This is a genomic window from Pseudomonas sp. MEJ086 (assembly GCF_030209025.1).
GTDB classification, from domain to species: domain Bacteria; phylum Pseudomonadota; class Gammaproteobacteria; order Pseudomonadales; family Pseudomonadaceae; genus Aquipseudomonas; species Aquipseudomonas fulva_A.
This window is the reverse complement of record NZ_JARVSV010000008.1, coordinates 347,915-368,755: the sequence shown is the minus strand read 5'-3', so window position 1 is coordinate 368,755 and position 20,841 is coordinate 347,915. Positions and strand designations below refer to the sequence as shown.

The window sequence follows — 20,841 nt, the reverse complement described above, 5'->3', positions numbered from 1 at the left end:
CTTGTTTTGGCTCGTCACCAGAACCGGTGACGCATCGCGATTCGAGTGAGCGTCACGGCTGGGCCGCAACGCTCGGCGGGCGGCGATCCGCCCGTTATCCCTGCACGAGCACGTACCGCAGCGCACGAAGGCGCTGCGCTCGCGGCTCGATCAACGACCGGACTTGATCTTCGTCCAGCTGCGGGTCATGGCGCGCTGGGCTGCCGGCGGCAGATCCGGGAAGGCGTAGAGCTTGCCCATGGTTTCCTGGGTCGGGTAGATGCCCGGGTCGTTACGAATGGCTTCATCCACCAGTGGCGTCGCCTTGGCGTTGCCGTTGGGGAACTGCACTTCGTTGGTGATCTCGGCCATGATTTCCGGCTTCAGCAGGAAGTTCAGGAAGGCATAGGCCGACTCGATATTTTCGGCATCGGCAGGGATCGCCAGCATGTCGAAGAAGGTACCGGCACCTTCCTTCGGAATGTTGTAGGACACCTTGACCTTGCCACCGGCTTCTTCGGCACGGGACTTGGCCTGGTACACGTCACCCGAGTAACCCACGGCTACGCAGAGGTTGCCGTTGGCCAGGTCGGAGATGTACTTGGACGAGTGGAAGTAGGTCACCGAAGGACGAATCTTCAGGAACAGTTCCTCGGCCTCCTTGAGTTGCTTGGGATCGGTGCTGGTCGGCTCGTAGCCCAGGTACTGCAGGGCGATCGGCAGGATCTCGGTTGGCGAATCGAGGAACGATACGCCACAGGACTTCAGCTTCTCGATGTTCTCAGGCTTGAACAGCAGATCCCAGGAATCCACCGGGGCGTTCTCGCCCAGTGCAGCCTTGACCTTCTCCGGGTTGAAGCCGATACCGATCGAGCCCCACATGTAGGGGAAGGCGTACTGGTTGCCCGGGTCGCTGACCTCGACGGTTTTCAGCAGATTCTTGTCCAGGTTTTCCCAGTTCGGCAGCTTGGACTTGTCCAGCGGCTGATAGATCTTGGCCTTGATGTGCTTGGCCAGGAAATTGTTCGACGGCACCACGATGTCGTAACCGGATTTGCCGGCGAACAGCTTGGCTTCCAGCGTCTCGTTGGAATCGAAGACGTCGTAGGTGACCTTGATGCCGGTTTCCTTGGTGAACTTGGCCACGGTGTCCGCAGCGATGTAGTCCGACCAGTTGTAGACGTTCAGTACCTTGCTGTCAGCCTGCGCCATGCCGGCCATGGTGCCGGCCAGCGTCACCGCTAGCAGAGTCTTGCCGAAAGTCTTGATCATGCGGTTCAGCTCCATTGGTAGTGTTGATTATCCGGGTTGCCACGCGTTGCCGCGTGGTCCCCTTTTTGGCCGGCGCAGTCTGGCGATAACTGCTCCATCGCTCAAGCCTCAGGCCAGTAAAGCACGCGCGGTAAGATCCAGGCATTTACGGGCCTTTTCCACCAGCTCGTCGATTTCCGTCTTGCTGATCACCAGTGGCGGCGAAATGATCATGGTGTCGCCGACGGCGCGCATGATCAATCCGTTCTCGAAGCAGTGACCGCGGCAGATCATACCGACAGCCTTGTCGCTCGGATAACGTTCGCGGGTCTGCTTGTCCTTCACCAGTTCGATGGCGCCAAGCATGCCCACTCCACGTACCTCCCCCACCAGCGGATGATCAGCCAGTTCACGCAGTCGTTTCTGCAAATACGGTGCCGTTTCCTCTCTGACTCGCTCGACGATCTTTTCTTCGCGCAGAATTCGAATGTTTTCCAGCGCCACGGCCGCTGCCACCGGATGCCCGGAGTAGGTGAAACCGTGGTTGAAGTCGCCACCTTCGTTGAGCACCTGGACGATTTCGTCACGCACCACCAGGCCGCCCATCGGCACATAGCCGGAGGTCAGGCCCTTGGCGATGGTCATCATGTCCGGTGTATTGCCGTAATAATCGCTACCGAACCACTCACCGGTGCGGCCGAACCCACAGATCACCTCATCGGCGACGAAGAGGATTTCGTACTTGGCGAGAATCTCGCGCACCTTGGGCCAGTAACTGTCCGGTGGGATGATCACACCGCCTGCCCCCTGGATCGGCTCGGCGATGAATGCCGCGACGTTGTCTTCACCGACTTCGAGAATCTTCTTCTCCAGTTCCTCGGCTGCCCAGATGCCGAAAGCCTCCGGGGTCATGTCGCCGCCTTCGCCGAACCAGTATGGCTGAGCGATGTGCACGATGCCGGGGATCGGCAGATCACCCTGTTCATGCATGCCTTTCATGCCACCCAGGCTGGCACCGGCGACCGTGGAGCCGTGGTAGCCGTTCTCGCGGGCGATCACCACCTTCTTTCCGGGCTTGCCCTTGAGCGCCCAGTAATGGCGCACCATACGCAGCATGGTGTCGTTGCCTTCGGAGCCCGAGCCGGTGAAGAACACATGGTTCATGCCCGCTGGAGTCACCTCGGAAAGTGCCTTGGCCAACTCCAGCACGGGCGGGTGGGCGGTCTGGAAGAAGGTGTTGTAGAACGGCAATTCGCGCATCTGTTTGCTGGCCGCCTCGACCAGCTCTTCACGGCCATAGCCGATGGCGATGCACCACAGTCCGGCCATGCCATCGAGAATCTTGTTGCCTTCACTGTCCCACAGGTGCACACCTTCGCCGCGGGTAATGATGCGCGGACCCTTATCGGCCAATTGCTTGAAATCACTGAAAGGCGCCAGGTGATGGTCGCGGCTCATGGCCTGCCATTGCTGGGTCTTCGGGTTGTTTACCGTCATGTTCACCTCTTATGAATGCGGGGCCGTGCGGATCGCGCGCCGGCCCCGGGCTGAATCAGACCGAGAGCAGCAGGAACTCGCGTTCCCAGGAGCTGATCACGCGCTTGAAGTTCTCGTGCTCGGCACGCTTGACCGCCACATAGCCACTGACGAACTTGTGGCCCAGGTACTGCTCGACCACCTGGCAGGTCTCCATGCGTTCCAGCGCGGCTTCCAGGGTCAGCGGCAGGCGCAGGTTGCGGCGTTCGTAACCGCGACCGACCACCGGAGCGCTCGGCTCGATGCCTTCGACCATGCCGATGTAACCGCACAGCAGGCTGGCCGCCAGGGCCAGGTAAGGGTTGGCGTCGGCGCCAGCCAGACGGTTCTCGACCCTGCGGTTCTGCGGCGTGGCATCCGGTACGCGCAGGCCAACGGTGCGGTTTTCCTCGCCCCATTCGACGTTCACCGGTGCCGAGGTATCCGGCAGGAAGCGGCGGAACGAGTTGACGTTGGGGGCGAACAGCGGCAGCAGTTCCGGGATGTACTTCTGCAGGCCGCCGATGTGATGCATGAACAGCTCGCTCATCGAACCGTCTTCGTTGGAGAAGATGTTCTTGCCGGTGTTCTTGTCGATGATGCTCTGGTGCAGGTGCATGGCACTGCCCGGCTCGTCGGTGATCGGCTTGGCCATGAAGGTCGCCGCGACGTCGTGCTTGAGTGCCGCCTCGCGCATTGTGCGCTTGAACACCAGAATCTGGTCGGCCAGGTGCAGCGCTTCGCCGTGACGGAAGTTGATTTCCATCTGCGCCGGGCCCTCCTCGTGGATCAGGGTGTCCAGATCCAGGCCTTGCAGCTCGCACCAGTCGTACATGTCTTCGAACAGCGGATCGAATTCGTTGGCCGCGTCGATCGAGAAGCTCTGCCGGCCGGTTTCCGGACGCCCGGAACGGCCCATCGGCGCCACCAGCGGGAAGTCCGGGTCGCTGTTGCGCTTGGTCAGATAGAACTCCATCTCCGGCGCCACGATGGGCTGCCAGCCCTTGTCGGCGTAGAGGCGCAGCACTTTCTTGAGGATGTTGCGCGGCGACAGCTCGATCGGATTGCCTTGCTTGTCGTAGGTATCGTGGATCACCTGGGCGGTCGGCTCGATGGCCCAGGGCACGATGAACACGGCGTTCTCGTCCGGCCGGCAGATCATGTCGATGTCAGCCGGGTCGAGCAGGTCGTAATAGACGTCGTCTTCGACGTAATCGCCGGTCACGGTCTGCAGCAGCACGCTTTCGGGCAGGCGCATGCCCTTCTCGTCGAGGAATTTGTTGGTCGGCGAGATCTTGCCACGGGCGATACCCGTCAAGTCGCTGACCAGACATTCGACTTCGGTGATCTTGCGTTCTTTCAGCCAGCTGGAGAGCTGGTCCAATTTGGTACTCATAGAGACCTCAGGGTTTTTGAAACCGGCATCCTCGGCCGGCTCGACATGCCCCGCGCACCTGACGCACTTCGCTTCGAAGCCGCCTGGCGCGCAGGATAATCCGGGTTGTCGCGCGGGCTCGGCCAAGGCCCTGCACCCCATCCAGGCATGCGGGCCCGACCTTCGAGCGGCGCTAGCGCTGTTTCGCCACACTGCCGACGACTGTAACCGACCTTTGTTGCACTCGACAGACCCAGCCTCACCTGCAAAGCACGGGCCGCTGCGTCGGGGCACGAATCAGCTCGATGAAAAACGCCAAAGCCTTGGCTGAGCAAAGACCGATGTGAAGCGCCACGCAATTCTGGCTGGCGAGGCACGATGGTCGTGAGCGGAGAGGGAAAGCTGACGGAGTGTGCAGATTTTCGAGCGGGACGAGCGAACCGTACTGCGCCGTTCGAGCCACGCAGCGAATGGCGGACGATCGTCGCCCAACAGGCATGGCTGCCAGCGGCCGCCCCCGGGTACGCCCCGGACTGCGCGGCACGAGCAATGACGCTGGAGAGCGACATGCGAATCATGAAACACCCGTATTGTTGGATTATCTGGGCTTTTCCCGAGCTTATCCTTGTTCATTTTTTTATACAACACGACAACATTCACTCAACGCCTGGCATTGCTCACGACCAAAACGGTGCAAAACTTTGGCGTCGAAATGCCCTGAAACGCCCTAAAAATGGCCACAACGCTCTTATTTAGGGCAGCATCGGCTTGCCTTGACAGCATCTGGCGTTTGGGATTGACTCCCGGTGTGTCAGTAATTGATTGATATTTTTAACAACATAGGTGTTGCATCATGTCGGTACCCCCGCGTGCCGTTCAGCTCAATGAAGCGAACGCGTTCCTCAAGGAACATCCTGAGGTTCAGTTCGTCGACCTTCTGATTGCAGATATGAATGGCGTGGTGCGCGGCAAGCGCATCGAACGCGCCAGCCTCCACAAGGTGTATGAAAAGGGCATCAACCTGCCCGCTTCGCTGTTCGCCCTGGACATCAACGGCGCCACCGTGGAAAGCACCGGCCTCGGCCTGGACATCGGCGATGCCGACCGTATCTGCTTCCCCATCCCCGATACCCTGTGCAAGGAACCCTGGCAGAAGCGCCCGACCGCGCAACTGCTGATGACCATGCACGAACTGGACGGCAACCCTTTCTTCGCCGACCCCCGTGAGGTATTGCGCCAGGTGGTACAGAAGTTCGACGAACTCGGCCTGACCATTTGCGCGGCCTTCGAACTGGAGTTCTACCTGATCGACCAGGAGAACGTGAACGGCCGTCCACAACCACCGCGCTCGCCGATCTCCGGGAAGCGCCCGCACTCGACGCAGGTCTACCTGATCGATGACCTCGACGAGTACGTCGACTGCCTGCAGGACATGCTCGAAGCCGCCAAGGAGCAGGATCTGCCGGCCGATGCCATCGTCAAGGAAAGCGCCCCGGCGCAGTTCGAGGTCAACCTGCATCACACCAAGGATGCCCTCAAAGCCTGCGACCACGCGCTGCTGCTCAAGCGCCTGATCAAGAACATCGCCTACGACCACGAGATGGACTCGACCTTCATGGCCAAGCCCTATCCGGGCCAGGCGGGCAACGGCCTGCACGTGCACATCTCGCTGCTCGACAAGAAGACCGGTGAAAACATCTTCGCCACCGAAGACCCGGAACAGCATGCCCCGCTGCGCCATGCCATCGCCGGCATCCTGGAAACCATGCCGGCTTCGATGGCCTTCCTGTGCCCGAACGTCAACTCGTACCGCCGCTTCGGCGCCCAGTTCTACGTGCCGAACGCGCCGAGCTGGGGCCTGGACAACCGTACCGTGGCGGTACGCGTGCCGACCGGCAGCAGCGACGCCATCCGCATCGAGCACCGTGTGGCCGGCGCCGATGCCAACCCGTACCTGATGATGGCGTCGATCCTCGCCGGCATTCACCACGGCCTGACCAACCAGTTGGAGCCGGGCGAGCCGATCGAGGGCAACTCCTACGAGCAGCTGGAGCAGAGCCTGCCGAACAACCTGCGCGACGCCCTGCGTGAGCTGGACGACAGCGAGGTACTGAACAAGTACATCAGTCCGGATTACATCGACATCTTCGTCGCCTGCAAGGAGGCGGAGCTGCAGGAGTTCGAGACGACCATTTCCGACCTCGAGTACAACTGGTACCTGCACACCGTGTAGGGTCTGGAACGCCGGCAACCGCCGGCGTTTCTCTACCAAGCCCCATTCCAGAGCCATCGAATGGCTAAAGGCCATTGACGCCGCCGCACGGCGCCCGCCTAATCGGCGTCATTGCCAACCAGGATGACTGCAATGATCCGTCGTTTCGCCCCCCTGTTACTGGCCCTCAGCCCGCTCTTCGCAACGGCTGCAGATGGCGACAGCATTCGCGTCTACAACTGGAACGATTACATCGCCCCCGAGGTGCTGGAACGTTTTCAGAGAGAAACCGGTATCGCCGTCGACTACCGTACGTTCAGCACCGCCGAAGAACTCGACGCCGTGCTGGCCAGCGGCGAGCCTGTCGATATTGCCGTGCCCTCGCACAACAACCTGCCCGCACTGCTCGCAGCTGGCCGCCTGCAACCGCTGGACTTCAGCAAGCTGCCCAATCGCAAGCACCTGGACAGGGAGTTGCTGACCAAGCTGGCAGCGGTCGACGCCGACAACCTTCATGCGGTGCCATACCTGTGGGGCGCCGTAGGCCTGGCGATCAACCAGCCCAAGGCTGAAGCGGCGTATGGCGGGCCGTTGCCACAAAGCTGGAGCCTGCTGTTCGACCCGGCGCAGAGCGCCCGCTTGAAAAGCTGTGGCGTCAGCACCCTGGACGCGCCGGAAGAAGTGATGTCGGTACTGTTCAACTATCAGGGCCGTAGCCTCGCCCGTGCAGCCCCCGCCCGTATCAAGCGTGCAGGCGAACTGCTGCAGCAGGTGCGTGCGAACCTGCGCTACGTGGACAGCGAGCGCTATATCGACGACCTCGACAACGGCAACCTGTGCATGGCGCTGGCCTGGGTCGGTGACGCCTTGGGTGCAGCCAGAAATGGCCAACCGGTCAAATTCGTGATCCCAGAAGAAGGCTCGGTGCTGTTCATCGACAATCTGGTGATTCCGAGCAACGCCCCTCATCCGGACCTGGCCCACAGATTCATCGACTACCTGATGCGCCCGGAAGTCGCCGCGCAGATCACTCGTGAAACCCTCTACCCCAGCGGTAACGCCGATGCCCGCCAGTTTCTCGACAGCAGCCTGAGCAATGAACCGGCGCTCTATCCGGACACCGAGCTGAAACGCCGCCTGCATGTGCTGGAAACACTGCCAGCCAAACAGACCGAAGTGCGTGAAGCGGTGTGGAAGCGCTTTCGTGACGGTGCCTGAATGAGCGCACGCAAACCCCGCGCCAGCAGCCAGGCGCGCATCGAACTGATTCTCGCGGCAGCCCGCACCCTGCTGGCAGAACAGGGCGTCGCGGCCCTGTCGATCTATACCGTTGCCGAGCGCGCCGCCATCGCGCCCTCCTCGGTCTACCATTTCTTTCCCAGCGTCCCTGCTCTGCTGCAGGCGCTGACTGCCGACGTGCATGGCGCCTTCCGTGCATGCCTGCAGGAGCCCATCGACGCCACGACACTGCAAGGCTGGCGCGACCTCTCGCGCATCGTCGAACAGCGCATGCTGACGATCTACGCCAATGACGCTGCCGCGCGGCAGTTGATCCTCGCCCAGCATGGGCTGAGCGAGGTGACCCAGGCAGATCGTCAGCACGACATCGAACTCGGCAAGCAGATGCAGGCACTGTTCGAACGGCATTTCGAGCTGCCTTCCCTGCCGGAGGATATCGACGTATTCACCCTGGCGATGGAACTGGGCGATCGCGTCTATGCCCGCTCCATACAGCAGCACGGCCACATCACCCCGCGTCTCGGCGAAGAGGGTATGCGCGTGTTCGATGCCTATCTGAGCCTGTACCTGCCGCCCTATCTACGCAAACGAACGACGGTCTGACCCCCATCGCGAAAGGAGGCGACCTAGCGAGCACCTCATCAGGCGCCCGCGCAACGTTCGCCAGCCCTCTCGCCCAGACCGGGGGTGAAGAGATGGACGACCAATAAAAACCAGATACTTATCCGCAAAAAAGTCTATAAAAATATGAGAATTTTACTAAAACCCTATTAATGCGGATTTTTATCGAATATAAACAGCAGGCAGCACTGGAAAGGTTCCAGCGCACTCACCCATCTGTCTCGACACGTCTGCCAAGGTTCCGACCTTGCGAACCGCGTCCTCTGGAGGTCGTTCATGTCCCGTTCCGTTACCGTTGCCGCTACCCAGATGGCCTGCTCCTGGGATACTGCAGCGAACATCGCCAACGCCGAAAAGCAGGTACGTGAGGCAGCGGCCAAGGGCGCCCAGATCATTCTGCTGCAGGAACTGTTCGAAACGCCGTACTTCTGCCAGAAGCCCAACCCCGACTATCTGCAGTTGGCCAGGCGGGTCGAAGACAACCCGGCAATCGCGCACTTTCAGAAGATCGCCAGAGAGTTGCAGGTGGTATTGCCGATCAGCATCTATGAACTGGCCGGGCGAGCACGCTTCAACAGCATCGTGGTGATCGATGCCGACGGCAAGAACCTCGGTATTTATCGGAAAAGCCACATCCCGGACGGCCCCGGCTACCACGAGAAGTACTATTTCAATCCCGGCGACACCGGTTTCAAGGTATGGGACACCCGCTACGCCAGGATCGGCGTGGGCATCTGCTGGGATCAGTGGTTCCCGGAAAGCGCGCGGGCCATGGCCCTGCTGGGCGCGGAGATACTCTTCTACCCGACCGCCATCGGCAGCGAGCCCCACGACGCCAGTATCCTCTCCCGCGATCACTGGCAACGGGTGCAGCAAGGCCACGCCGGCGCCAACCTGATGCCGCTGATCGCCAGCAACCGGATCGGCGTCGAAGAACAGGATGGCTACAGCATCACGTTCTATGGCTCGTCCTTCATCGCCAATCAGTTCGGCGAAAAGGTCGAAGAACTGAACGAGAGCGAAGAAGGTGTACGGGTGCACAGCTTCGATCTCGACCAACTGGAGCAGGTGCGCAGCGCCTGGGGCACTTTCCGTGATCGCCGCGCGGATCTCTACGGCCCGCTGAAAACCCTGGATGGCACCCTGGCCTCCTGATCCTGTCCTCTTTTATCGACCGACTTCCGCTACGGAGCAATGCCATGACCACCCTCACCTCCACACCACGCGCCGATGGCTTTCGCATGCCAGCTGAATGGGAGCCCCACAGCCAGACCTGGATGGTCTGGCCAGAGAGGCCGGACAACTGGCGCCTGGGCGGCAAGCCAGCACAGCATGCGTTCACTGCCGTGGCCAGGGCCATCGCAGAATTCGAGCCAGTGACCGTCTGCGTTTCCGCCGGACAATACGAGAATGCCAGCGCGCACCTGCAGCACGAGCGCATTCGGGTGGTGGAAATGACTACCGATGACGCTTGGGTACGCGACACCGGTCCGACCTTCGTGACCAGCGCGAATGGCGAGTTGCGAGGGGTCGACTGGGGCTTCAACGCCTGGGGCGGCTTCGAGGGCGGCCTGTACTTCCCCTGGCTGCGCGATGACCAGGTGGCCAGCAAGATTCTCGGCCTGGAAGGCCGCGATCGTTATCGTACCGAGGGCTTCGTGCTCGAAGGCGGCTCGATCCATGTCGACGGCGAGGGCACGCTGATCACCACCGAAGAGTGTCTGCTCAACCACAACCGCAACCCGCACCTGAACCGCGAGCAAATCGAAGCCGTGCTGGCCGATCACCTGGCCATCGACACCGTCATCTGGCTGCCGGACGGCCTGTTCAACGACGAGACCGACGGCCACGTCGACAATTTCTGCTGCTACGTACGCCCGGGCGAAGTGCTACTGGCCTGGACCGACGACCAGCAAAACCCCAATTACCCACGCTGCCAGGCGGCCCTGAGCGTGCTGGAGAACACCCGCGACGCCAAGGGCCGCGTCCTGACCGTACACAAGATGCCGATCCCAGGCCCGCTCTATGCGAGCGAAGAAGAATGCGCCGGAGTCGACCGCGTACTGGGTAGCCAGGAACGCAGCCCGGATGTGCGCCTGGCCGGATCCTACGTGAACTTCCTGATCGTCAACGGCGGCATCGTCGCGCCGAGTTTCGATGATCCCAAGGATCAGGAAGCCCAAGCCATCCTCGAGCGCCTGTTCCCCGAGCACCGTGTGGTCATGGTCCCGGGCCGCGAGATCCTGCTGGGCGGCGGCAACATTCACTGCATCACGCAGCAGCAACCGGCAGTGCGGAGCGCGGGCTGACGGCTACTCTCGGCGCCCAGACAAGCAAAAGCCCGGAACCAGTCCGGGCTTTTGCTTCGAGACGAGCCGCCGCGTGGTGCGGCTCGGCATTGCGGCTTAGAGCAGCGGGATGCTGTAGCTGACGATCAGACGGTTCTGATCGGCATCGGCGTTCGCCACTTCGGAACGCAGCGAAGCGTTACGCCAGGCGAAACCAAGGCCTTTCATGGCGCCGTCCTGCAGCACGTAGCTGACGGTCAGGTCGCGTTCCCACTCTTTCAGGTCGCCAGTGGCCGACTTGATGTTGTCGCCTTTCATGTACAGCACGTTGGCAGTCAGGCCAGGAACGCCGATCTTGCCGAAGTCGTAGCCGTACTGGGTGATCCAGGTGCGCTCGCCAGCACGACCGAAGTTGGTGATCTGACGGTCGGTGATCAGGTAGGTGGTGGAACCGCCCTGGCCTGGGATCGAACCCTGGTTCAACTGGATGAAGTTGCTGTCACCGGAAACCTGCTGGTAACCGGCGCTCAGCGCATGGCCTTCCAGGCTGTAGGTGAAGAACGCGCTCCAGGTGCGGTTGTCCACTTCGCCGAAGCTGGAGTTGGTGTTACCACCATTCCAGAAGCCTGAGCCACGGTAGCCGTCAGCACGACCGGCAGCACTGCCGTTCTTGCCGTCGGAGCCGGTGTCGAAGTAACGCAGGTCGGACTTCAGCGAGCCGGCACCCAGTGCCAGGGTGTGGGTCAGGCCCAGGAAGTGCTGCTTGTAGAAATCGTCCAGATTGCCGTAGTAGTACTGAACCAGCAGATCCTTGTTGATCTTGTAGTCGGCACCAGCGTAATAGAACTTGTTGCTGTCCGCGCCAACGCCTGCACCGGCAATGGCCAGCGAATCGGCATTGCTCGAGGTACGACCTTTGGCGTGCTCCAGCTGACCGGCAACCAGCGTCAGGTTGTCGATTTCATTGGAGGTGATCTGCGCGCCTTCGAAGGTCTGCGGGATCAGACGACCGTCGTTGAAGGTCACGACTGGCAGCTTCGGCTGCAGGGTACCGACATGCGCCACGGTCTTGGAGACGCGAATCTTGCCGGTCAGACCCAGGCTGCTGAACTCGTCACGGGCACTGCCATCGCTTTCCAGCGGGAACAGTGCGCTAGGAGTACGGGACTGGCCAACCTTACCGCCACGACCGCCGCCATCCAGACGTACGCCCAGCAGACCCAGCGCATCCACACCCACGCCGACGGTGCCTTCGGTGAAGCCCGACTGCAGGTTCAGCTGGAACGCCTGGCCCCACTCACGCACCTGACCGCTGTGGGCGTTGGCAACACCGACTTCACCCTGGCTTTCACGGTTGTCGTTGTCGAAATAGAAGTTACGCAGATCCAGTTTGGCGGTGCTGTCTTCGATAAAGGCAGCGTTTGCGACGTTGCCCAGGGTCAGACCCAGAGTGCCGGCGGCTACGGCCAGCGCCAGGGAAGCTTTTTTCATCGTGATCTCTCCAGTGTCTTTTCTTTTATTGGTGCAACACATCGGTCTGATGGGCGATGCCGCCAGGGGCTCAAAATCAGCCGAATTCAGGGCACGACCGTCGGTTACCAGGCAGCCAGACTGACGCCACAGGTAGTTTCAACGGCAGCACGAATGCGCTCAGGAATGAAGATGTATCGGTTGGAACTGAAGACGAAGGCGAAGGAAAAACGGCATCGTTCGATTCTCTGCATTGTTATTGTCGGCCACAGTCGGGCCGTTGCTGATGAATCTAGCACAGCAGGTTGCGTGCCATGGACGACTAAAGTCGCATAACACTCAACATTTCAATATGTTGCCAATAATGGCAAGAGAACCAGCGGTCACTCACGCACCAAAATGAGCGATTAACCGCCGATTGAGAGACAGAATAAGGCGGTTTTCCGCCAAATTCAGCTGGTGACGATCTGATTCTTGCCCTGGCGTTTGGCCTGATACATGGCGGCATCCGCCCGCGCGTAGAGCACATCGAGGCCTGGATCACCACTGCGCAGCGAGGTCAGCCCCTGACTGACGGTGATGCCGAAGGCGTGCCCCTCATGATTGAAGGCCAGACGCTGAATTTCACGCTGCAGGCGCTGGGCGATCTGCGCTGCCAGCTCCGGCTCACAGCCCGGGAACAGTGCGGCGAACTCTTCTCCGCCAATACGCCCGAACAGATCGCCGCGGCGCAGCACCGAACTGGCGCAGTTAGCCAGTTGCTGGAGCACCTGATCCCCGACCTGGTGACCATAATTGTCATTTATGTGCTTGAAGTCGTCGAGGTCCAGCAGCAGGAATGCCAGGGGCTGCCCCTGATCGCGGGCCAGTTCGAATTCGCTCTGCGCACACTCGAAGAAGTGCCGGCGGTTGCTGCTCTGGGTCAGCACGTCGGTGGTGGCCAGGCGATGCAGCTCGCCTTCCAGCTGCTTCTTCTCGGTGATGTCTTCAGCGATACCGAAAATGATCGGCGAAGCCAGGCTGTCACTGTGGCGGCCGATGAAGCACTTGTCACTGAGCCAACGGATTTCGCCATCGGCCCTGATGATCCGGTACTCGCGGGCTTCCACTGCACCGGTTTCCAGCACCTTGGCCATGCTCTCGGCGGCAAACTCCAGGTCATCGGGGTAGATGCTGTTGAGCCATTCGCCGTAGTCGGCAAGCAGCAGCCCAGCCGAACGCCCGAAGATCAGCTCGTAAGCCGGGCTGACGTAGGTGATTTGCTGAGACTCCCAATCGAATGCCCAGAGCACTGCGTTGACGCTGCCCAGCAAGGTACTGAACAACTGCTCGCGCTCACGCAAGCGGGTGCCTTCCGCGCGGCTGTGCAGCAGCGCGAGGGTCAGCTCTTCCAGGTCGATAGTGCCAAGTTCATCCATATACCGATCCAGAGCAGGGCCTTTTGATTGCGGTGGGGCTGCCGAACAGGATCAAAAAAGCCCGCCTAACGGCGGGCTTCCTGTGGCAACCGGGTCAATGCTATGACCCTGGGGGCTCTGAGCGGTTCACAACTGCGTGTGCGAATGCGTGCCAGGTCACACTGTGGCAGGTCGCAACGAGTAGGTTTTGAGCTGCTCGGCGAAATCGCGAAGGGACTGAATGCCACTGGCTTCGGCATCCTGTACCCAATGCTTCATCGCCTCGAGCATGTCGTGACCATTGGCACTGGTCTTGGCCCAGATCTGCTGCAGCGCCAGGCGCTTCTCGTAGATGACCTTGAGCGCCTGACTGTGCGCCAGCATGGCATCGATATGGACCTGCTGCTTGTCCTGCAGCAGGCTCGGCTCCCGCGACAACAGGCGCTTGGCGCGGCGGAACTGGTGTCGGACCGACTCGTCGGCCTTGGCCAGCTCCTGCTTGACCAGCGGGCCGATCACCAGCTTGCGGTACTGGGCCATGATCTGGAAGCGGTTGTTGAGAATCGCCATGGCGGTGTCCATATCCAGAATGCCCTTGCCAGGCACCCGATGCGCGATCGGCGCGACACGCTGCACCTTGGCCAGACGCAGGAAGCTGAACAGGCGTATCCACGCCCAGCCCATGTCGAACTCCCAGCGCTTGACCGACAGCTTGGCCGAATTGGGATAGGTGTGGTGGTTGTTGTGCAACTCTTCGCCGCCAACGATGATGCCCCAGGGCACCAGATTGGTGGCCGCGTCGCGGCACTCGAAATTGCGGTAGCCGACCGCATGGCCAAGGCCGTTGATGACGCCTGCGGCCCAGAACGGAATCCACATCATCTGGATCGCCCAGACGGTGAGACCCAGTGCGCCGAACAGCGCCACATCGATGATCATCATCAGGGCGATGCCACCCATGGGGAAGCGCGAGTAGACCTTGCCTTCGACCCAGTCATCCGGGCAGTTCTTGCCATAGATACGCAGGGTGTCCTGATTCTTCGCCTCTTCGGCGTACAATTCGGCACCTTTGCGCATGACCGTGCCCAGCCCTTTGACCACCGGGCTGTGGGGGTCTTCAGCGGTTTCGCACTTGGCGTGGTGCTTGCGATGGATGGCCGTCCACTCGCGGGTGTTCATGGCGGTGGTCAGCCACAGCCAGAAACGGAAGAAATGCTTGAGCGCAGGATGCAGCTCCAGGGAGCGGTGCGCCGAGTAACGATGCAGATAGACCGTTACACTGACGATGGTGACGTGGGTCATCAGCAAGGTGACGATGATGAGTTGCCAGACCGACAGGTCGAGTAAACCGTTGTACCACATGGGCAGGGGTACCTCTTGCAGGGAAAGACGCGTGCGGCCGACAGACCGCTTACGCATTATCGCCCTCATCGGGTGGAAAACCACTTGGTCTTTTGGCTGAGGATGTTACAACGGTGGCACCAAGCGTCGCCCCTACCCGCAACAAAGAACCGAATCACCCGTTATGAGTACTCGCCAAGGCGCATTGCGCCTGACTTTGAACTACCTGCTGGCAGCCGGGCTGTGGATCGTCTTCAGCGATCTGCTGCTGGCATCGCTGGGCCTGACTGTCCGACAGACGGAGCAGATTCAGGTCTGGAAAGGCCTGATCTTCGTGCTGCTGACCAGCGTCCTGCTCTACGTGACCATACGCCGTCATCTCGAGCGGCAGGCGCGTATCGGCACGGCCCTGCACGCCAGCGAAGAGCGCCTCAGCCTGGCCCTGTCGGCGACCGAAGATGGTCTCTGGGATTGGGATCTGCGTAACCAGAGCGTCTTCTACTCGGCCGGTTATCACGCACTGCTGGGCATGAAGGATGGCGAACTGAGCGCTGATCGCGACCAGTGGATGCAACTGCTGCATCCTGACGACAGACCGCATTACCAGCGCGTTCTCGCCGATATCATGCAGGCGACCAGCGATACCTCGTACGAGAACACCTACCGCCTGCGCCATCGAGACGGCAGCTATCGCTGGGTGCTGTCCCACGGCCGCCTGCAGCTGGACGCCCAGGGTAGACCGGAACGCTTCATCGGCACCGTAAGGGATATCACCCAGCGACGCGCCGACGCCGAGAGCCTGCGCCAGGCCGCTGCGGTTTTCGAAGCCACCCAGGAGGGTGTGCTGGTCACCGATGCACGGCAGAACATCGTGCACATCAACCCGGCGTTCAGCCGGATCACCGGTTACAGCGAAGCGGAAATCCTCGGCAAGCACCCGACACTGCTGAAGTCCGGCCGCCACGACGCCGCCTTCTACCAGCACCTCTGGCATACCCTGCAGACCCAGGGCACCTGGAGTGGTGAAGTCTGGAACCGTCGCAAGAACGGTGAAATCTACCCGCAGTGGCAGTGTATCCGCGCCATCCACGACGACAACGGCCTGCTCGGCCACTATGTCGCGGTGTTCTCCGACATCACCGTCCTAAAGCATTCCCAGCACGAACTGGACCACCTCGCCCACCACGATCCACTGAGCAATCTGCCCAATCGCCTGCTCTTCACCGAACGTGTCGAGCATGCGCTGGAGCGAGCACAGAGCGAAGCGGACAGAGGCGCGGTACTGGTGGTCGACCTGGACCACTTCAAGCACATCAACGAGAGCCTGGGCCACAACGTCGGTGACCTGCTGCTCAAGGCCACCGGCGAACGCCTGGCCAGCCAGCTCGGCAAAGGCACCACACTGGCGCGCCTGGGCGGCGACGAGTTCGGCCTGCTTAGTGAAGACTGCACGCAGGCCGAGCAGGCCGCTCACCTGGCGCAACGCCTGATCGACTGTCTCAACGAGCCCTTCATACTCGATGGACAGGAGCTGTTCATCTCCGCCAGCGTTGGTATCTGCCTGTATCCGGATGACGCGCAAACCGTCGAACAGGTGCTGCGCAACGTGGACTCCGCCCTGTTCAAGGCCAAGAGCAGCGGCCGCGAAGGGTTCGCCTTCTATGACCAGGAACAGACCGAATACGCCCGGCACCGTGTGGAACTGGTCGCCGGCATGCGCCATGCGCTCGACAACGAGGAACTGCGCGTGCATTACCAGCCGCTGCGCTGCCTGACCGACGGGCGCATGATCGGGGTCGAGGCGCTGGTGCGCTGGCAGCATCCGCAGCGCGGCCTGGTACCTCCGGGCGAGTTCATTCCGATCGCCGAGGACAGCGGCATGATCAGCGCCATCGATGCCTGGGTACTCGATCATGCCTGCCGGCAAATGGTCAGTTGGCGTGCAGCGGGAAGCACGCTGCAGTTCGTCGCGGTGAACATTTCCAGTCGCCTGTTCAGCCGTGGTGAACTCGATCAGCGGGTCGCGCAGGTGCTTGCGGACACGGGGCTGCCAGCCCAATGCCTGGAGCTGGAAGTGACCGAGAGCGCGGTGATGGACGACCCGGACCAGGCCCAGGCGCTGCTCGAGCGCTTGCGCAGTCTGGGCGTACGCCTGGCCATCGACGACTTCGGTACCGGTTACAGCTCACTGGCACGCCTCAAGCGCCTGCCAGTGCAAAAGCTCAAGCTCGATCAGAGCTTCGTCGCCGGCCTGCCCCATGACAAGGACGACCGAGCGATCACCCGCGCCGTCATCGCCCTCGCTCACAGCATGGAAATGAAAGTGCTCGCCGAAGGCGTTGAGCGCGGTGAACAGCAGGACTACCTGCGCCAGCTCGGCTGCGACTACGCCCAGGGCTACTTCATCGGCCGCCCCGTGCCCGCTGACGTGCTGGAACAGACGTAGCGATGGCCAACCCGAGGAGCCCAGTCGACGGTGCCGGGCTCGCCACGCATGCAGCGCCCGGAGGCGCTGCCAGGCCGGCTCAGAAGAGCGCTTTGCGCGCTTCGCTGCTGAGCACCTCTTCGGGGCGCTGGGAAATCGCCTCGGCAACCTGATAGGCGCGCTGCACCGCAGAGCGGTTGCCCATGCGCGCCAGCCAGGCAGCCATGTTGGGGAAATCTTCGAGGCGCTGGCGCTGCAGCTCCCAGCCTTTGGCCCAGGGATAAATGGCGATGTCCGCTATCGAATAATCGCCCGCCACGTATTCCCGCCCCTCGAGCTGACGATCCAGAACCCCGTACAGGCGGGCGGTCTCCTTGACGTAGCGGTCGATGGCGTAAGGAATCTCCTCAGGCGCGAAACGCACGAAGTGATGATTCTGTCCGGCCATCGGCCCCAGGCCGCCCATCTGCCAGTGCAGCCATTGCTGAACCTCGACGCGCAGCCGCGGCTGCAGCGGCATGAACCGCCCGACCTTGTCGGCCAGATACTCGAGAATCGCACCGGACTCGAATACCGAGATCGGCTCACCGCCATCACTGGGGTTGTTGTCGACGATGGCGGGAATCCGGTTGTTCGGCGACAGTTTCAGGAAGTGCGGCTCGAACTGCTGGCCGGCACCGATATTCACCGGGTGTACGTTGTAGTCCAGGCCGCTTTCCTCGAGAAAGATACTGATCTTGTGGCCGTTGGGGGTCGTCCAGTAGTGAAGGTCGATCATGGGGCGCTCCTGTCGATCGGGCTTGCAGCTGCACGGCAGCTGCCGATTGCAATGGGTAGAGCTTGGAGCCGGACCGCCAGCGCAGAGTTCAGGCCCGGTGACCTGCGCGGCCCACACGCCGTCCAGCATGCCTGTCGATGCCGTGACGAGCAGCGATACTTTTAACTTGATGGCGCGAACCGCCTCTCGCCCTGCACACTCCAAGCGAGGCACAATCGAAGCGCCGCATGCCGATGGCTGCGGTTCAGTCCATTCACCCGCGAAGGTCGCCAACCCGGATGTCGTCCCCCTCCCTGCGCCACTCCCTGCGTCGTCTCTGGGCAATGGACAAGTTCAGCTACAGCCTGCGGGTGTTCATCGCCCTGGGCGGCAGCCTGGCGCTGTGCTGGTATCAGGGCTGGATGCACAGCCTGATACCGCTGTTCCTCGGTGTGATCGCCAGTGCCCTGGCGGAAACCGACGACAGTTGGCAGGGCCGTTTGACCGCGCTGCTGGTGACCCTGGGCTGCTTCAGCGCCGCGGCCTATACGGTGGAGTTCCTGTTCCCCTACCCCTGGTTGTTCGTCAGCGCCCTGGCCCTGTCGGCGTTCTCTCTGACCATGCTGGGTGCCCTGGGAGAACGCTTCGCGACGCTTGGCTCGGCGACGCTGATCCTCGCCGTGTACAGCATGATCGGCGTGGAGCAGCGCGGCGGCATCGCCGGGCTGTGGCTGGAGCCGTTGCTGCTGGTCGCCGGCGCCGCCTGGTACGGCGTACTGTCGGTGCTGTGGCACGCCTTGTTCGCCCATCAGCCGGTGCAGCACAGCCTGGCGCGCCTGTTCCGGGAACTGGGCCTGTACCTCAAGCTCAAGGCGGCGCTGTTCGAACCCTTGCGCCAGCTCGACGTGGAAGCCCGCCGCCTGGCTCTCGCCAAGCAGAACGGGCGCGTGGTGGCGGCGCTCAACGCGACCAAGGAAATCATCCTTCATCGGGTCGGCAACGGCCGCCCGGGGCCGAAAGTCAGCCGCTACCTGAAGCTGTACTTTCTCGCCCAGGACATCCACGAGCGCGCCAGCTCTTCGCACTATCCGTACAACGCCCTGGCCGAAGCGTTCTTCCACAGCGACGTGATGTTCCGCTGTCAGCGCCTGCTGCGCCTGCATGGCAAGGCTTGCCACGCCCTGGCCCAGGCCATCGAACTGCGTCAGCCGTTCGAGTATGGCGAGCAGCACGGTCAGGCCCTGGCCGATCTGCAGGCCTCGCTGGAACACCTGCGCATCCAGAGCAACCCCGCTTGGCGCCACCTGCTGCGCTCGCTCGGCGCCCTGGCGGGCAACCTCGGTACCCTCGACCGCCTGCTGGGCAGCGCCAGCAACCCCGATGCCCTGGCCGAGGAACAGGACAGCTCCCTGCTCGACCGCGAGCCCCAATCACTGCGTGACGTATGGGAACGCATCCGCCTGCAGCTCACCCCCACGTCACTGCTGTTCCGTCATGCCCTGCGCCTGTCCATCGCCCTGGCAGCCGGCTACGGCGTGCTGCACTGGATTCATCCGACCCAGGGCTACTGGATTCTGCTGACCACCCTGTTCGTCTGTCAGCCCAACTACGGCGCCACGCGGATGAAGCTGGTGCAGCGCATCATCGGCACCGTGCTCGGCCTGCTGCTGGGCTGGGCATTGATCGACCTGTTCCCGGCGCCGCTGATCCAGGCGTTCTTCGCCGTCGCAGCGGGCGTGGTGTTCTTCGCCACCCGCTCGAGCCGCTACACCGTGGCGACGGCGGCCATCACCCTGCTGGTGCTGTTCTGCTTCAACCAGGTGGGCGACGGCTACGGGCTGATCCTGCCGCGTCTGTTCGATACCCTGCTCGGCAGCCTGATCGCCGGCCTCGCGGTATTCCTGATCCTGCCGGACTGGCAGGGCCGTCGCCTGAATCGCGTGGTCGCCAACACCCTGAGCTGCAACAGCACCTACCTGAGGCAGATCATTCGCCAGTACGCCGAGGGCAAGCGCGACGACCTCGCCTACCGCCTGGCCCGCCGCAACGCCCACAACGCCGACGCGGCGCTGTCCACCACCCTTGGCAACATGCTCATGGAGCCCGGGCATTTCCGTAAGGAAGCGGATATCGGCTTCCGCTTTCTGGTGCTCTCGCACACCCTGCTCAGCTACCTCTCGGGCCTCGGCGCACACCGCGGCGAAGCCCTGCTGGCCGACGAGCAGAGCGAGTTGCTGAGTAGCGCCGGGCGCATCGCCGAAAGCCTCGACGAAATCGCTCGCGGCCTCAACGAACAGAGCCCGATAGCCATTCAAAGCGATAGCGAGGAACAGCTGGCCGCCGCCCTGGAGCAGATACCGGAGGAGCTGGAAGACGCGCAGCGGCTGGTACAGACACAGCTGTCACTGATCGCCCGGCAGCTCGCACCATTGCGCACGCTGGCCGTTCACCTGCTGAAGAATCGTCCCAAGGCGACTACATGATGGACAAGCAACCCATCGTCCAGCAGGTCATCGAGCAGTTGTCTGCCGACCTGCTGGCCGCCGAACAGGCGGCGCGGGTCGCCCACGAAACGGCGACCCACGAAGAGAACATCGCAGAAAACAAGTACGACACCCTGGGCCTGGAGGCTGCCTACCTGGCGGCCGGGCAGGCACGCCGGGTGGAAGAAATCGGCCAGAGCCTGCGGGCCTGGCGGCAGTTGCAACTGCGCCCCTACGACGCGGCACTGGGTATCCGCCTTGCCGCTCTGGTACTGCTCGCCGACGACGATGGCCACCAGCAATGGCTGTTTCTCGGCCCCGACGGTGCAGCCATCAAGGTACGCACGGAGCAGCGGGATATCCTCGTACTCAGCCCCAATGCGCCACTGGGCCAGCGCCTGCTGGGGCGTCACCCCGGCGACGAGATCGAGCTGAGGATCGCTGGGCGGGTTCAGCGTCACGAGATCATCGAAGCGCACTGACCAACG

Annotated in this window: 15 protein-coding genes; 8 read left to right on the top strand and 7 right to left on the bottom strand. The window is 62.0% G+C overall.

What is annotated here, in order from left to right; translation table 11 throughout:
- Window positions 1–150: 150 nt before the first annotated feature.
- The 3 genes from QRN22_RS06900 to QRN22_RS06890 form a co-directional block, all read right to left on the bottom strand.
- The gene (locus QRN22_RS06900; protein ID WP_042552521.1) at window positions 151–1,251 is read right to left on the bottom strand and encodes a polyamine ABC transporter substrate-binding protein; all 1,101 of its coding nucleotides are present in this window, start codon (window positions 1,249–1,251) and stop codon (window positions 151–153) included.
- A gap of 108 nt (window positions 1,252–1,359) precedes the next feature.
- On the bottom strand, window positions 1,360–2,727 hold the full coding sequence (locus QRN22_RS06895; RefSeq protein ID WP_042552408.1) for an aspartate aminotransferase family protein: 1,368 nt from the start codon (window positions 2,725–2,727) through the stop codon (window positions 1,360–1,362).
- 55 nt (window positions 2,728–2,782) lie between these two features.
- A complete protein-coding gene (locus tag QRN22_RS06890) occupies window positions 2,783–4,141 on the bottom strand; it encodes a glutamine synthetase family protein (protein ID WP_042552409.1) in 1,359 nt (452 codons plus the stop codon).
- Window positions 4,142–4,973: 832 nt separating this feature from the next.
- Here QRN22_RS06890 and QRN22_RS06885 point away from each other — a divergent pair.
- The 5 genes from QRN22_RS06885 to aguA all read left to right on the top strand — a co-directional run bounded on the left by QRN22_RS06885 (window position 4,974) and on the right by aguA (window position 10,501).
- Window positions 4,974–6,353: a glutamine synthetase family protein gene (locus QRN22_RS06885; protein WP_042552410.1), complete on the top strand. Its 1,380-nt coding sequence runs from the start codon at window positions 4,974–4,976 to the stop codon at window positions 6,351–6,353.
- Window positions 6,354–6,485: 132 nt separating this feature from the next.
- Window positions 6,486–7,550: a polyamine ABC transporter substrate-binding protein gene (locus QRN22_RS06880; RefSeq protein ID WP_042552411.1), complete on the top strand. Its 1,065-nt coding sequence runs from the start codon at window positions 6,486–6,488 to the stop codon at window positions 7,548–7,550.
- The gene (locus QRN22_RS06875; RefSeq protein WP_042552412.1) at window positions 7,551–8,174 is read left to right on the top strand and encodes a TetR/AcrR family transcriptional regulator; all 624 of its coding nucleotides are present in this window, start codon (window positions 7,551–7,553) and stop codon (window positions 8,172–8,174) included.
- A gap of 294 nt (window positions 8,175–8,468) precedes the next feature.
- Window positions 8,469–9,347, top strand: a complete 879-nt coding sequence (gene aguB / locus QRN22_RS06870; RefSeq protein WP_042552413.1) for an N-carbamoylputrescine amidase — start codon at window positions 8,469–8,471, stop codon at window positions 9,345–9,347.
- A gap of 44 nt (window positions 9,348–9,391) precedes the next feature.
- Complete coding sequence (aguA, locus tag QRN22_RS06865; protein WP_042552414.1) at window positions 9,392–10,501, top strand: agmatine deiminase; 1,110 nt, start codon at window positions 9,392–9,394, stop codon at window positions 10,499–10,501.
- A 96-nt stretch (window positions 10,502–10,597) separates the two neighbouring features.
- On the opposite strand, the gene QRN22_RS06860 is transcribed toward aguA, so the two are convergent.
- From QRN22_RS06860 to desA, 3 genes are all read right to left on the bottom strand, one after another.
- Window positions 10,598–11,971 (bottom strand): OprD family porin, encoded by a 1,374-nt coding sequence (locus tag QRN22_RS06860; protein WP_042552415.1) that lies wholly within the window; start codon window positions 11,969–11,971, stop codon window positions 10,598–10,600.
- Between the two features lie 431 nt (window positions 11,972–12,402).
- A complete protein-coding gene (locus QRN22_RS06855; RefSeq protein ID WP_042552416.1) occupies window positions 12,403–13,368 on the bottom strand; it encodes a GGDEF domain-containing protein in 966 nt (321 codons plus the stop codon).
- A gap of 156 nt (window positions 13,369–13,524) precedes the next feature.
- Window positions 13,525–14,709: a delta-9 fatty acid desaturase DesA gene (desA, locus tag QRN22_RS06850; RefSeq protein ID WP_042552417.1), complete on the bottom strand. Its 1,185-nt coding sequence runs from the start codon at window positions 14,707–14,709 to the stop codon at window positions 13,525–13,527.
- Between the two features lie 163 nt (window positions 14,710–14,872).
- Here desA and dibA point away from each other — a divergent pair, with 163 nt between their 5' ends.
- Complete coding sequence (gene dibA / locus QRN22_RS06845) at window positions 14,873–17,134, top strand: phosphodiesterase DibA (protein WP_042552418.1); 2,262 nt, start codon at window positions 14,873–14,875, stop codon at window positions 17,132–17,134.
- Between the two features lie 79 nt (window positions 17,135–17,213).
- Here the strand turns inward: dibA and QRN22_RS06840 are convergent, their stop codons facing one another.
- Window positions 17,214–17,891, bottom strand: a complete 678-nt coding sequence (locus QRN22_RS06840) for a glutathione S-transferase N-terminal domain-containing protein (protein WP_042552419.1) — start codon at window positions 17,889–17,891, stop codon at window positions 17,214–17,216.
- Window positions 17,892–18,169: 278 nt separating this feature from the next.
- Here QRN22_RS06840 and yccS point away from each other — a divergent pair, with 278 nt between their 5' ends.
- Window positions 18,170–20,353, top strand: a complete 2,184-nt coding sequence (gene yccS / locus QRN22_RS06835; protein WP_042552420.1) for a YccS family putative transporter — start codon at window positions 18,170–18,172, stop codon at window positions 20,351–20,353.
- Window positions 20,353–20,835, top strand: a complete 483-nt coding sequence (locus QRN22_RS06830) for a GreA/GreB family elongation factor (RefSeq protein ID WP_042552421.1) — start codon at window positions 20,353–20,355, stop codon at window positions 20,833–20,835. Before yccS ends, QRN22_RS06830 begins: the two co-directional genes overlap by 1 nt.
- Window positions 20,836–20,841: the final 6 nt, after the last annotated feature.

What these genes read in the sequence shown, in the direction of transcription:
- QRN22_RS06830 (WP_042552421.1), top strand. Translation starts at nt 20,353, where the DNA reads ATGGACAAGCAACCCATCGTCCAGCAGGTCATCGAGCAGTTGTCTGCC.
- QRN22_RS06855 (WP_042552416.1), bottom strand. Translation starts at nt 13,368, where the DNA reads ATGGATGAACTTGGCACTATCGACCTGGAAGAGCTGACCCTCGCGCTG.
- yccS (WP_042552420.1), top strand. Translation starts at nt 18,170, where the DNA reads ATGTCGTCCCCCTCCCTGCGCCACTCCCTGCGTCGTCTCTGGGCAATG.
- QRN22_RS06880 (WP_042552411.1), top strand. Translation starts at nt 6,486, where the DNA reads ATGATCCGTCGTTTCGCCCCCCTGTTACTGGCCCTCAGCCCGCTCTTC.
- QRN22_RS06875 (WP_042552412.1), top strand. Translation starts at nt 7,551, where the DNA reads ATGAGCGCACGCAAACCCCGCGCCAGCAGCCAGGCGCGCATCGAACTG.
- desA (WP_042552417.1), bottom strand. Translation starts at nt 14,709, where the DNA reads ATGTGGTACAACGGTTTACTCGACCTGTCGGTCTGGCAACTCATCATC.
- aguA (WP_042552414.1), top strand. Translation starts at nt 9,392, where the DNA reads ATGACCACCCTCACCTCCACACCACGCGCCGATGGCTTTCGCATGCCA.
- QRN22_RS06895 (WP_042552408.1), bottom strand. Translation starts at nt 2,727, where the DNA reads ATGACGGTAAACAACCCGAAGACCCAGCAATGGCAGGCCATGAGCCGC.
- QRN22_RS06890 (WP_042552409.1), bottom strand. Translation starts at nt 4,141, where the DNA reads ATGAGTACCAAATTGGACCAGCTCTCCAGCTGGCTGAAAGAACGCAAG.
- dibA (WP_042552418.1), top strand. Translation starts at nt 14,873, where the DNA reads ATGAGTACTCGCCAAGGCGCATTGCGCCTGACTTTGAACTACCTGCTG.
- QRN22_RS06900 (WP_042552521.1), bottom strand. Translation starts at nt 1,251, where the DNA reads ATGATCAAGACTTTCGGCAAGACTCTGCTAGCGGTGACGCTGGCCGGC.
- QRN22_RS06840 (WP_042552419.1), bottom strand. Translation starts at nt 17,891, where the DNA reads ATGATCGACCTTCACTACTGGACGACCCCCAACGGCCACAAGATCAGT.
- QRN22_RS06885 (WP_042552410.1), top strand. Translation starts at nt 4,974, where the DNA reads ATGTCGGTACCCCCGCGTGCCGTTCAGCTCAATGAAGCGAACGCGTTC.
- aguB (WP_042552413.1), top strand. Translation starts at nt 8,469, where the DNA reads ATGTCCCGTTCCGTTACCGTTGCCGCTACCCAGATGGCCTGCTCCTGG.
- QRN22_RS06860 (WP_042552415.1), bottom strand. Translation starts at nt 11,971, where the DNA reads ATGAAAAAAGCTTCCCTGGCGCTGGCCGTAGCCGCCGGCACTCTGGGT.